11 protein-coding genes are annotated in these 12,643 nt (G+C 70.8%); 2 read left to right on the top strand and 9 right to left on the bottom strand.

The annotated features are described in order from the left end of the window. Window positions 1-111 precede the first annotated feature (111 nt). Complete coding sequence (locus OG978_RS28520; protein WP_326767951.1) at window positions 112-750, top strand: GNAT family N-acetyltransferase; 639 nt, start codon at window positions 112-114, stop codon at window positions 748-750. A gap of 37 nt (window positions 751-787) precedes the next feature. Here OG978_RS28520 and OG978_RS28515 read toward each other — a convergent pair whose 3' ends face one another. The 6 genes from OG978_RS28515 to OG978_RS28490 all read right to left on the bottom strand — a co-directional run bounded on the left by OG978_RS28515 (window position 788) and on the right by OG978_RS28490 (window position 7,465). Beyond that, window positions 788-1,978: a YVTN family beta-propeller repeat protein gene (locus tag OG978_RS28515; protein ID WP_326767950.1), complete on the bottom strand. Its 1,191-nt coding sequence runs from the start codon at window positions 1,976-1,978 to the stop codon at window positions 788-790. After that, window positions 1,978-2,796, bottom strand: coding sequence for a polysaccharide deacetylase family protein (locus OG978_RS28510; RefSeq protein ID WP_326767949.1), 819 nt, complete (start codon window positions 2,794-2,796; stop codon window positions 1,978-1,980). The genes OG978_RS28515 and OG978_RS28510 overlap by 1 nt, the downstream gene beginning before the upstream one ends. A 355-nt stretch (window positions 2,797-3,151) precedes the next feature. Further along, window positions 3,152-3,667, bottom strand: coding sequence for an ATP-binding protein (locus tag OG978_RS28505; RefSeq protein ID WP_326767948.1), 516 nt, complete (start codon window positions 3,665-3,667; stop codon window positions 3,152-3,154). 251 nt (window positions 3,668-3,918) lie between these two features. Continuing rightward, window positions 3,919-4,686 (bottom strand): enoyl-CoA hydratase/isomerase family protein, encoded by a 768-nt coding sequence (locus tag OG978_RS28500; RefSeq protein WP_326767947.1) that lies wholly within the window; start codon window positions 4,684-4,686, stop codon window positions 3,919-3,921. Between the two features lie 88 nt (window positions 4,687-4,774). Next, window positions 4,775-6,025 carry a L,D-transpeptidase gene (locus tag OG978_RS28495; protein ID WP_326767946.1) on the bottom strand — a complete coding sequence of 417 codons (1,251 nt, stop codon included), beginning with the start codon at window positions 6,023-6,025 and terminating at the stop codon, window positions 4,775-4,777. Between the two features lie 213 nt (window positions 6,026-6,238). After that, a complete protein-coding gene (locus tag OG978_RS28490) occupies window positions 6,239-7,465 on the bottom strand; it encodes a L,D-transpeptidase (protein WP_326767945.1) in 1,227 nt (408 codons plus the stop codon). 154 nt (window positions 7,466-7,619) lie between these two features. Between OG978_RS28490 and glgX the strand changes: the two genes are divergently transcribed. After that, complete coding sequence (gene glgX, locus OG978_RS28485) at window positions 7,620-9,851, top strand: glycogen debranching protein GlgX (RefSeq protein ID WP_442817757.1); 2,232 nt, start codon at window positions 7,620-7,622, stop codon at window positions 9,849-9,851. Window positions 9,852-9,874: 23 nt separating this feature from the next. Here glgX and OG978_RS28480 read toward each other — a convergent pair whose 3' ends face one another. Genes OG978_RS28480 through OG978_RS28470 form a run of 3 tightly spaced genes read right to left on the bottom strand, consistent with a single transcriptional unit; the run spans window position 9,875 to window position 12,642 of the window. Continuing rightward, a complete protein-coding gene (locus OG978_RS28480) occupies window positions 9,875-10,522 on the bottom strand; it encodes a response regulator transcription factor (protein WP_326767944.1) in 648 nt (215 codons plus the stop codon). 19 nt (window positions 10,523-10,541) lie between these two features. Next, window positions 10,542-11,831, bottom strand: coding sequence for a sensor histidine kinase (locus OG978_RS28475; RefSeq protein ID WP_326767943.1), 1,290 nt, complete (start codon window positions 11,829-11,831; stop codon window positions 10,542-10,544). 31 nt (window positions 11,832-11,862) lie between these two features. After that, window positions 11,863-12,642: an ABC transporter permease gene (locus OG978_RS28470; RefSeq protein ID WP_326767942.1), complete on the bottom strand. Its 780-nt coding sequence runs from the start codon at window positions 12,640-12,642 to the stop codon at window positions 11,863-11,865. Between the last annotated feature and the right edge of the window lies 1 nt (window position 12,643).

Raw genomic sequence — 12,643 nt, 5'->3', positions numbered from 1 at the left:
GGGTCAGATTAACGGTCGCGACGGATGGCGGTCGCGGCGGCCGGTCGTCGATCATGGGTGGGAGGTCCGCCGCCCGGCGGACCACGGCCCGGACGGGGGAGCGGAACGCCCATGGATGACGCGCTGGCACGGATTCTGGTAGCCGCGGCGCAGGGGCGGTTCCCCCCGCCGGACGGTTCGACGACCGTGGTGGGGCAGCCGGGTGCCCGGGACGCGGGAGTGCTGGCGTTCACCGCGCACTCGGTGGTCTTCACCGACGAGGACCCCGACTGGGTGCGGGCCGTGCTGGCCGGCACCCCCGGCGACGCGCTCGCCGCGACGATGAATCCGTACTTCCTGAGCGCGCTCCTGGCCCGGAGCGGCCGGCACATGAACACCATCGACCTGCTGACGGTCGCGGACGCGCTGCCCGGCGAACCGGAGATCGCGCTGCGGGAGATCGAGGACCCGGAGCATCCGCGGGTGGCACGGGCGATGAAGTACCGCGACGACGTGCGGGTCTGGTCCACCGACGGCGGTGTGGTGATCCTCGGCCGGGGAGTCGCGGGGCGCTGGGAGACCGCGATCGAGGTGGCCGAGGAGGCGCGCGGACGGCGGCTCGGCGAACGGCTGGCGCGGGCGGCCCGGCATCTGGTGCCGGACGCGGTGGTGTGGGCCCAGCAGTCGCCGGGGAACGCCCGCAGTGTGCGGACGTTCCAGGCGGCGGGCTACCGGCCGGTGGGCTCGGAGGCCCTGCTGATCGCCGGGTGAGCGACCGACAGGGCCACGGCGCACGCCTTTCCGGCGGTCAGCGGAAGACGCCGGTGTGGCCGAGCGAGTAGCGGCCCGGCTGCGGGTAGACGGCGAGTCCGTGCGGGCCGCTGCCCACCGGGATACGGGCGAGCTGTTTGCCGGTGGCGGTGTCGATGGCGTACACCTCGGCGTCGTAACGTCCGCTCAGCCAGAGGACCTTGCCGTCCGCCGATACTCCGCCCATGTCGGGGCTGCCGCCACCGGGCAGGCGCCATTTCTTCGCCGGCTTGCGCTGTGCGAAGTCGAAGACGGAGATGGTGCCTTCGCCGCGGTTGGAGATGTACATCTCCTTGGAGTCGCGGCTGACGTAGAGCCCGTGGGTGCCCTTGCCGGTGTGCAGCAGCTTCGGGGTGGTGAACTTCTTCCCGTCCAGCACCCAGATGCCGTCGGCGATCATGTCCGCGATGTAGAAGGTCCCGCCGTCGGGCGACAGCTTCACGTCCTGCGGCATCGCGCCCTTGAGCGGCAGCTTCTGCTGGGCGACGACCTTCATCCTCGCCGTGTCGACCTTGAGGAGTTCGCCGGAGAACTCGCAGGAGACGATGAAGTACCGGCCGTCGGTGGAGAAGTCGGCGTGATTGACGCCCGCGCAGTCGACCGGGACGGTCCTGGCCGTCTTCATGGTGTGGGCGTCGCGGAACACCAGCTCGCGGTCCATCGAGGCCATCACCACGGCGTACTTGCCGTCCGGGGTGAAGTAGAGGTTGTACGGGTCGGACACCGGCACCGTCGGACCGGCCTTCCCCGTGGCCGGGTCGATGGCCGTGAGGCTGTCGCCGATGTCGTTGTTGACCCAGAGCGTCTTCAGGTCCCAGGACGGGACGACGTGCTGCGGCTGGCGACCGACCTTGATGGTCCTGATGACCTTGTACGTCGCGGGGTCGATCACGGTCACGGTGTCGGAGTTGGTGTTGGGGACGTACACCCGGGACGGGAAGTCCTTGACGACCGGCGAGAGCTTTCCCCGGTCGGCCGCGTAGACGTCCTTGGCGTCGAGCACCGGAGGCATCCCCGGGAGTCCCGGCGGTGCGGGCGGTGTGGCGCGATCGGACTTGGCGGGCAGTGCGGCGGCCTCGCTGCCGACGGCCTGGACGTTCGCCTTGTCGGCTGAGGTGCCGCAGCCGGTGAGTACGGCCAGCAGGACGCCGCCGAGCAGGGCCGCGGTGTGCTTGGTGGAGGGAGACATCAGGTCAGCAGCTCCGTGGTCGTCACCGCGCGCAGTCGGCGGCGGTCGATTTCGGTGAGGAGGAGAGGCAGCGCGGCGACCGTGTCCGCGTAACCGAAGTGCAGACTCACCACCGATCCGTTGCGGATCTCCCCGGCCACCTTGCGGGTCACGGCCGCGGCGCCGGGAGAGGTGAAGTCGAGGGAGTCCACGTCGTACGAGAGGACGTGCGGGTAGCCCGCCCTGGCGGCCAGCCGTTGGACGAAAGGAGTGGCGAACCGGGTGCGCGAGGGGCGGAACCAGGTACCGATGGAGCCGGTGAGCCTGCGCAGCCGCTGGGCGCAGTCGTTGATCTCCGCGTACGCCTCGGCCTCGCCCATCGAGGAGATGTCGGCGTGGTGCTGGGTGTGGTTGCCGAGTTCGTGGCCGCCGTCGAGGATGCGCCGGGCCATCCCGGGGTGTTCGTCGAGCCAGCTGCCGACGGCGAGGACGGTGACCCGGACGTGGGCCCGTTCGGCCTCGGCGAGCACGGTCCGGGCGATGGCGGGGTCGCCCTGACCGTGGAAGGTGAGGGCGACGCGGGCGCGGTCGCGGGGGCCGTGGTCGATCTGGGCCGGCTGTCCGGGGAAGCGGTGCGGTCCGGGCGCGGGCTGCGGGGACGGGGGCCGGCCGGTCGCGTCGACGGGGTTCTTCGGGCTCACCGCGTCCGTGACGGTCCCGGCCGGTGTGCCGGCGGCGTCGCGGTCCGCGCACCCGGCGGCGAGGACCCCGGCGAGGGCAGCCCCTGCTCCCGCACGCAGGGCGCTGCGGCGGTGCACCGGAGCGTCGGAGGCGTTCATGTACAGACACAGTAGGGGCGAAATGAGAAGAAAATAACAATTTAGACATATGGGCGACGCGAATGAATCACTCACCGAATCCCATAAATATTCACACTTTTATAGGCAAGTGACCCATCACACCTGCGATTCACCTGGAGAATGTCCCACTATGACGGCGAATGCGTCGATTGCACTTTTGGCGGGGAGGTCGCCCGTCTGCCATAGTCGGTGACACGACCGCATGACCCGAGCCCGGTCGTCATAAGCGGCCGTGAACACCCCCCCCATTTCACGGCCCCCACACAGCAGCCCCCGAAGCGCCTCACCACGGCGGACCGGGGGCTGCTGTGGTTCCGGGCACGGCCGGCCGGGGTCAGCGGTCGGAGATCCGCATCTCGAACCAGGTGGTCTTGCCGCGCGGCAGCAGATCCACGCCCCAGCGGTCGGAGAGCTTGTCCACGAGGAAGAGGCCCCGGCCGCTGATGTCCATCTCCTGGACGGGCATCAGACAGGGCAGCCCGCGCGAGGGGTCGCGCACCTCGATCCTGATCCAGCCGCGGCGGCGCAGCATCCGCAGCCCGAAGACCCGGGCGCCGGTGTGCCGCACCGCGTTGCCGACGAGCTCCGAGACGAGCAGCACGGCGTATTCGGCGGTCTGCGGGGAGAGCGCCCACTGACGCAGCACCACGCACGAGGTGAGCCGCCGGGCGGTGGCCGCGGACTCCGGACGGGAGGGCAGCCGGACTTCGCCCTCCGTCGGATTTCCGAACAACTCCAGTACCTTGAAAGCCTGTTCGTCCTCGACGACCGGCATCCAGCGCGCCGCTGTCGCACCACTGTGCGGTCGCGGCTGTTCCACACCCTCCAGGCCCGCCATGGACACCATCATGGCCGCAAGACCGGCGCGCCGGGGCCGTTCCGAAGGAATCCGCACCCCGGAATGCACTGCTCCAAAGAGGTCGGTAGGCATATGCCATTGGCAGAATGCACCCCGCCGCAACCCGTCTGACCTGCGCGGATACCCCGTTCGAGCGAGGTCTGCGGGCCCTCCCGGGAGCTGTGCCTCAAGGTTCCCTCGAGGCACAGCTAATCCGCCCGCACGGATGAACCCGCGTCAACCTGTGCCCAACTGACGGACGGTCAGAGGAACTTGGCCTTGCCCGGACCCTCTTCCACAAAGCTGCGCATTCCGCGCTCCCGGTCCTCGGTGGCGAACAGTCCGGCGAACCAGTTCCGCTCGATCGTGAGCCCGGTGTCGATGTCCGTCTCCAGACCGGCATCGATGGATTCCTTGGCGGCTCGCAGCGCCAGGGCCGGCCCCTTCGCCAGCCCGGCGGCCCAGGCGTGCGCCTGCTCGTACACCTCGGCGGCGGGCACCACACGGTCGACCAGACCGATCGTCAGGGCCTCCTCGGCCCTCACATGACGACCGGTGAAGATCAGGTCCTTGGCCCTGGAGGGGCCGATCAGCCGGGCCAGGCGCTGGGTGCCGCCCGCGCCCGGGATCAGCCCGAGCAGGATCTCGGGCTGGCCGAGCTTGGCGTTGTCGGCGGCGATGCGGAAGTCGGCGCAGAGCGCCAGCTCGCAGCCGCCGCCCAGCGCGTAGCCGGTGACGGCGGCGACGACGGGCTTGGGGATCCGGGCCACCGCGGTGAACGAGTCCTGGAGCGCCTTGGACCGTACGACCATCGCCGTATGGTCCATCGCCTGCATCTCCTTGATGTCCGCGCCCGCCGCGAACACCTTCTCGCCGCCGTAGAGGACCACGGCACGCACGTCGTCGCGCCGGGTGGCCTCCTCGGCTAGTTCACGCAGCCGGTCCTGGGTGGCGACGTCCAGGGCGTTCATGGGCGGGCGGTCCAGCCGGATCGTGCCGACGCCGTCGCGTACTTCGAGATTTGCGGTCATGGGAGGCAGGTTAACCGCCGCTAACGGCGGCGGGCCCGGTGCTGTTGGTCACAGCGCCGGGCCCGCTCCGTAATCCTTGCGTCGGGAGCTACTTGGTCCACTCCGACCAGGACATGTTCCAGCCGTTGAGGCCGTTGTCCGGCTGGATCGTGCTGTCGTGCGAGTTCTTCACGACCACGACGTCGCCGATGAGCGAGTTGTCGAAGAACCAGGCCGCCGAGGTCTTCTTGGACCAGGCGCCGCGCACGTCCTGCAGACCGACGCAGCCGTGGCTGGTGTTGGTCGAGCCGAAGATGCTGGAGGCGCCCCAGTAGTTGCCGTGGATGAAGGTGCCCGAGGTGGACAGACGCATCGCGTGCGGCACGTCCTTGATGTCGTACTCGCCACCGAAGCCGACGGTGTCACCGTTCATCCGGGTCACCTTGAGCTTCTCGCTGATGACCATCTGGCCGTTGTACGTGGTGGTCGCCGGGGCGCCCGCCGAGATCGGGATGTCCTTGATCTGCTGACCGTCGCGGACGACCTTCATCCGGTGCGTGCTCGCGTCGACCGTGCTGACCTGCTTGCGGCCGATGGTGAAGGAGATCGTCTTGGCCTGCTTGCCGTAGACGCCGGGGCGTCCCTCTACGCCGTCGAGGTTGAGCTTCACGGTCACCTTGGTGCCCGCGGCCCAGTACTCCTCGGGGCGGAAGTCGAGGCGGTCGTTGCCGAACCAGTGGCCCTCGACCGGAACGGACGGCTCGGCCGTCACCTTGATCGCCTTCTCGACCGCCTCCGGGTCGGTGATGCCACGGGTGAAGTGGATCGAGACGGGCATCCCCACGCCGACCGTGGAGCCGTCCTCCGGGGTGTACTGCCCGATGAAGGTGTTCTGCGGGACCAGCGTGGTGAAGCTGGTGTCCTTCGCGGACTCACGGCCCTCCGAGTCCTTGGCGACCGCGTGGACCTTGTACTTGGTCGCCGCGGCCAGATGCTGGTCCGGCGTCCAGCTCGCGCCGTCCGCCGCGATCTTCCCCTCGACCTCGGCGCCCTTGGGGTCGGAGACCTTGACCGTGGTCAGCTTGCCCTGGTCGGCGGAGACCTTCAGTGCCCCGCTGGTCGCGACGGAGTCCGCGCCGTCCTTGGGCGCGACGGTCACCACGGCCTGCGAGGCGGAGGTGTCGTCGACCTTCCCCCCGCCCTTGCCGCCCTTACCGCTGCCCGCGTCGTCTCCCCCGCCGCACGCCGTCACCAGCAACAGCAGCGCACCCAGTACCAGAGCCAGCAGTCCGGTGGACCCTCGCCCGCCCCGTACGCCGTTCGCCCCGGCCGATGTCCCCGATATCGGCTGCCCGTTCAATGTGGTCGTCTCCCCTCACACGGCCTGGCCCCGCCAAGGCCCCGGGAGCCCGAAGGCTCCCTCCCCCGCGCGCTGCACATGCACGCTCAGCGAAAGATAATCACACCGCCCGTGGGGAAATGACCCCCCGGATGTCACCGTTCAGTCCCAAGTTGTCCCGGGACTTCACCGGGGGGCGCGGTAGGCGGCCGACCGGGGCGGTCCGACGGGGACTCAGCGGAGGGCGGAGCCGGCCTTCCAGCGGGCCCAGTCCAGATTCCAGCCGCCGAGCCCGTTGTCCGGCGCGACCTGTTTGTCCTCGGAGTTGACGACCTCGACCACGTCGCCGATGAGCGTCCGGTCGAAGAACCAGCCGGCCGGGGTGTCACTGCTGCCGCCCGGTACGTCGAGCAGCCCGACACAGCCGTGGCTGACGTTCTCCGAGCCGAAGACGTCCTCGTCCGACCAGTAGTTGCCGTGCAGGAAGGTACCGGACTTGGTGAGCCGGATGGCGTGCGGGACGTCCTTGATGTCGTACTCGCCGCCGAAGCCGACCGTGCGGCCGTCCATCCGGGTCACTTCGTGCATCTCGCTGACCACCATCTTCCCGTTGTACGTGGTCGTCTTCCCTGCGGAGCCCGCCGTGATCGGAATGGTGGAGACGGGCTCGCCGTCGCGGCGCACCTCCATGGTGTGCGCGGCCGCGTCGACCCGGGACGTCTGGGAGCGGCCGACCTTGAAGACGACCTTCTTGTCCTGGGTGCCGTACACGTGCGGCGCGCCCTCCACGTCGCGCAGCGCCATCTCGACGGTCACCTCGGTGCCCGGCTTCCAGTAGGCGGCGGGGCGGAAGTCGAGCCGGTCGCCGCCGAACCAGTGCCCCACCACCTCGACCGGCGGTACGGCCGTCACCTTGATGGCCTTCTGGACGGCCGCGCGGTTGACGACCGGCCGGTTGAAGTCGAAGGAGACGATCATCCCGGTGCCGACCGTGGAGCGGTTCTCCGGCTTGAAGTAGCCGATGAAGCGATGCTCGGGCACGGCCGTGGTGAAGGTGGTGTGGCGGGCCGAGCGGTTCCCCGAGCCGTCCACGGCCACCGCGTCCACGCTGTACTTGGCGGCGAGCCTGAGCCGGCCCGCCCCTGCCCGGGGCGCCCAGGACAGACCGTCGTCCGCGATCCGGCCCGGCACCTTCTGGCGCTGCGCATCCTCGATCCGGGTCACCTCGACGCTCTCCAGCCGGCCGTCGGGGACCTTCACCCCGATCCGGCCGTCCGGGCCGATGTTCTTCGCCCCGTCCCGCGGGGTGACCTGGATCGCGTCCTGCGGTGGGCCCGCCTTCCCGCTGAAGATCGATCCGACGCCGGTGCAGCCGGCCAGTACGGCCAGCACGACGAGCAGTCCTGCCCATGTCAGCACGGTGGCCGGGTTCGCCACCGCCTTCTTCGCTACGTGGTTCACGTCCCCCCAACGACGGGGGCCGGTCGGGGGAAACGTGAGTGCGGGCGCCGGGGTGGGCAGAAACAGAGGGGAGGACCACACTCGGGGAGCCTCGGCCGGGACGCCGTGCGCTCCTTTTCGGTGCCGGTCCCCACGAGCCGCGGGAGGCGAGCAGGTGTCGAGCGCAGCCGAGCAGGAGGCAGTGCAGGAGCCGGGGACGGCGGCCGGACGGCAGCGGCGGGAGGCCGTGCCGGGGCGTCAGCCCGCCGTGTGGCCCGGCGCCCCGACACCGCTCGGGGCCCGTTTCCGGGTGGGCCCCGACGGGGTCGCGGGCACCAACTTCGCGCTCTGGGCGGGTGGTTCGGAGGCGGTCGAGCTCTGCCTCTTCGACGAGGACGGGACCGAGCAGCGCCTTGCGCTGACCGAGCTGACCCATGAGATCCGGCACGGCTTCGTGCCGGGCGTACGACCGGGCCAGCGCTACGGCTACCGGGTGCACGGCCGCTGGGACCCCTGGACCGGTGCCCGCTGGAACGCGGCGAAGCTGCTCCTCGATCCGTACGCGCGGGCGGTGGACGGCTCGTTCACGCTTCCGGCCGAGGTGTACGGCCATGTGAGGGACTGGCCGCAGCAGCATGTCGCCGACACCGTCCGCGACGAACGGGACTCCGCTCGTCACGTCCCCAAGGGCGTCGTGGTCCATGACGACGAAGACTGGGCGGAGGACCGCCGGCCCAAGACCCCGTGGGCGGACTCCGTCATCTACGAACTGCATGTGCGCGGCTTCACCAAGCTGCATCCCGGGATCCCCGAGGAGCTGCGGGGCACGTACGCCGGTCTCGCCCATCCGGCGGCCATCGGGCATCTGCTGCGGCTCGGGGTGACGGCGGTGGAGCTGCTGCCGGTGCATCAGTTCGCCCACGAGGACCATCTGCTCCGGCGCGGGCTGCGAAACTACTGGGGCTACAACTCCATCGGCTACTTCGCCCCGCACGCCGGCTACTCGGCGAGCGGCACCGCGGGCCAGCAGGTCGGCGAGTTCAAGCGGATGGTGCGGGCCCTGCACGACGCCGGGATCGAGGTGATCCTCGACGTGGTCTACAACCACACGGCGGAGGCGGGCGAGCTCGGTCCGATGCTGTCGCTGCGCGGCATCGACAACCGCGGCTACTACCGCCTCCAGCCCGACGCCCGCAGGTACGCCGACTACACCGGCTGCGGCAACACCCTGCATGTGGTCCAGCCGCAGGTGCTGCGGCTGATCACGGACTCGCTGCGCTACTGGGTGACGGAGATGGGCGTCGACGGCTTCCGCTTCGACCTGGCGGCCGCGCTGGCCCGCTCCATGCACGACGTCGACATGCTCTCGCCGTTCCTCGCGGTGATCGCCCAGGACCCGGTGCTGCGCCGGGTGAAGCTGATCGCCGAGCCGTGGGACGTCGGCAACGGCGGCTACCAGGTGGGCGCCTTCCCGCCGCTGTGGACCGAGTGGAACGACCACTACCGGGACGCCGTGCGCGACTTCTGGCGCGGCGCCCTGCCCGACGTACGGGACCTCGGCTACCGGCTGACCGGCTCCAGCGACCTCTACGCGTGGGGCGGCCGGCGCCCGTACGCCTCGGTCAACTTCGTCACCGCGCACGACGGCTTCACCCTGCGCGACCTCGTGAGCTACGAGCAGAAGCACAACGAGGCCAACGGCGAGGGCAATCGGGACGGCACCTCGGACAACCGGGCCTGGAACTGCGGCGCCGAGGGCGAGAGCGAGGACCCCGGGATCAACGCGCTGCGCCGCCGCCAGCTGCGCAACCTGCTGACCACGCTGCTGCTGTCGACGGGGGTGCCGATGCTGGTCGCGGGCGACGAGATGGGCCGTACGCAGGGCGGCAACAACAACGCGTACTGCCAGGACAACGAGATCGGCTGGCTGGACTGGTCGCTGCTCGAACAGCCCGGGTGGCGGGCGCTGACCGAGCTGACGGCGCGGGTGCTGCGGCTGCGCCACACCCATCCGGTGCTGCGCCGCCGGGCCTTCTTCTCCGGGCTGCCGCAGGCGGCGGACGGGCTGCGGGACCTGGCGTGGTTCACCCCGAGGGGTACGGAGATGACGGAGGGCGACTGGTACGCGCCGGCCGCCACGGTCGGGCTCTATCTCTCCGGGCGCGACATCCCCGGCCGGGACGCACGGGGCGAACAGATCACGGACGACAGCTTTCTGGCGATCCTGCACGCGGACCACCGGCCGTCCGGATTCCGGCTCCCCGGGCCGCCGTGGGCGCAGAGCTATGAGCTGGTCCTGGACACCTCGCGGGAGGACCAGGCCGCGGCCCCCGGCACCGTCCACCCGGGCGACGGGACGCTGACCGTGCCGGCCAGGTCGGTGCAGCTGCTGCGCGTCACAGGGTGAACGGGGTGCGGGGTGCGGCCGGGTCAGCCGAGGATGCCCCGGTCGTAGCCGATCGCGACGGCGGCGGCCCGGTCCTTGGCGCCCAGCTTGGCGAAGACATGGGTGAGATGGGTCTTCACGGTGGCCTCGCTGATGAACAGCTCGGCGGCGATCTCCCGGTTCGACGTGCCCTTCGCGACGAGTTCGAGCACCTCGCGCTCGCGGCCCGACAGCGACTCGCTGCCCGCCGCGGGGGTGCGCACCCGTGAGATGAGCCGGGAGGCGACGGCGGGCGAGAGCACGGTGCGGCCGTCGGCGGCGGCGCGGACGGCGGTGAACAGCTCGTCGCGGGGCGCGTCCTTGAGCAGGTAGCCGGTCGCGCCGGCCTCGATCGCGGGCAGGGTGTCGGAGTCGGTGTCGTACGTGGTGAGGACCAGCACCTTGGACCGGGCGCCGCGCCTGGCCAGTTCGGCGATGGCGGCGACTCCGCCGCCGCCCGGCATCCGCAGGTCCATCAGGACGACATCGGGGTCCAGCCGGACCGCCAGGTCGACCCCCTCCACCCCGTTCGACGCCTCGCCGAGGACCTCGAAGTCCGGGGCCGAGTCGAACATGCCGCGCAGACCGTCCCGTACGACGGGATGGTCGTCGACGACGACGAGCGTGATGACGCGTGCGGAGTCCTGAGCCATGGCAGGTCAACCGTACTGGTCATCGGCTGTGCCGGACCAGGGGCACCCGGGCGCCGACCGCCGTGCCGCGGCCCGGCTCCGTCTCCACCTCGACGGTCCCCGCGATGCGCTCGGCGCGGGCCCGCATGCCGCCGAGCCCGAAGCCGCCCGCACCGCCGGCCGGCGGCAGGGCGGCCGGGTCGAAGCCGCAGCCGTCGTCCCGTACGTCCAGGGTGAGTTCGTCCCCCATGAACGACAGCGTCACACCGGCCCGGGAGGCCCCGGCGTGGCGGCCGACGTTGGCGAGGGCCTCCTCGGCGATCCGGAGGAGGGTGGCGGCTATCTCGTCGTGGACCGGCTCGACGGTGCCGGTGACGGTGAACTCGGCCCGGACCCCGTGGCGTTCCGCCCAATCGGTGACCGTGCGCTTCAGCGCGCCCGGCAGGTCGTCGTGTTCCAGTGCGGCGGGGACCAGGTCGTGGACCGAGCGGCGCGCCTCGCCGAGGCTGTGCCGGGCGAGGGCGGCGGCGCGGTCCAGGTGCACCCGGGCCAGCGCCGGGTCGGTGTCGCCGATCGAGTCCACCACCTGGAGCTGGGCGATGATGCCGGCCAGGCCCTGGGCCAGGGTGTCGTGGATCTCGGCGGCGAGCCGGCGGCGCTCGTCGGCGACGCCCGCCTCGCGGGCCTGGACCAGGAGCTGGGCGTGCAGCCCGGCGTTCTCCGCCAGGGCCTGTTCGAGGCGGGCGTTGGCCGACTCCAGTTCGGCGATGGTGTCGACCTGGGTGCGGGCGTGGTCGGCCTCACGGTCGCCGATCTTGGCGAAGACCATGGTGAGGGTTCCGTGCAGACCGAGCAGGGCCACGAAGGCGACCCAGTTCATCAGGGAGACCGGCGGCAGGCCGCTGCCGCACTGCGCGCCCGCCATGATGGCCGCGGTGACCAGCAGCCCGGGACGGACGGCCCGGCGCGGGAGCAACCGGCCGGTGTCGAAGTATCCGAGGATCGCGAACACCGAGAAGAACGAGTTGCACCAGGTCAGTGCGAAGGCGATCAGGGTGCGGGCGACGTAGTAGAACTGCGACGCCCGCGACTTGGGGACAACGATCGGCCTGACCCGCCCCCACCAGAGCTGGAGGGCGAGAGCCACGGGCACCAGCACCGCGGTGGTGTACACGTCGGCGCGGTCCATGATGAGCGGGGAGGTCACGGCCGCGACGAGGGTGCTCAGGCCGAGGAACCCGTAGGGCCCGTACCTGAAGAACCGTTCCCACCCCAGCTCGGCGCTCAACATGTCGTTCCGATGCGCCGTCGCCGTGTCCCACGCCTTCATGGGTGCAGTCTCCCCGTCTCCGGCGCGGCGGTCACTCCCAGCGGAACAGACGGGTCGCGAGCAGCGTCACCAGCGCCGTCCACAGCACCATCACGCCGAGCTGGGTGAAGCCGGGCCAGTTGCCGGACGCCGCCCGGTCCAGCGCCTCGGACGCCGCTCCGAACGGGGTGAACCGGACGATGTTCCGGAGGGTGTCGGGCATGCTCTGCACCGGGATCCAGACGCCGGCGGTGAACATCATCAGGAGGTTCACGACCGAACTGATGGCGGCGGCCGCCTTGGTCGTACGGGAGAGGGCGCAGAGCAGTGCGCCGAGGGTCAGCACGCTCGCCGTCGACAGGAGCAGCGCCAGGACGTAGGCGACGGGCCGGCCGGGCAGTTCGACGCCGAAGGCGACCCGGCCGACGGCCATCGCCAGTACGGCGGAGCCGAGGGCGGCGGCGCCGTGCAGGGCGATCTGCGCGGTGAGCAGTGCGGAGGGGCGTACCGGAGTGGTGGACATCCGGCGCAGGATGCCGCGTTCGCGGTAGCCGGTGAGGACGGGCGGCATGGCCTGCAGCCCGGACATGATCATGGCGAGCAGGACCGCCACCGGTACGTACAGGTCGATGACGCGCCGGCCGCCGAGATCGTCGGTGTGCTCCCGGAAGGAGGGGATGAGGCCGAGGATCGTCAGGAGCGCGGTCGGGAAGACGACGATCCAGAACAGGGCGCCGGGTTCGCGCAGGAAGAGCCGGGTCTCGGACCTGAGCACCGCCTTGCGCGCGGATGCCGGTGCGGGTGTCGTGGTGGCCGGGTTCGCCGTGGTCATC

Origin of the sequence: Streptomyces sp. NBC_01591, from assembly GCF_035918155.1 — a bacterium.
Classification (GTDB): Bacteria; Actinomycetota; Actinomycetes; order Streptomycetales; family Streptomycetaceae; genus Streptomyces.
The sequence above is the reverse complement of the archived record's forward strand: the minus strand, read 5'-3'. Positions and strand labels throughout refer to the sequence as shown.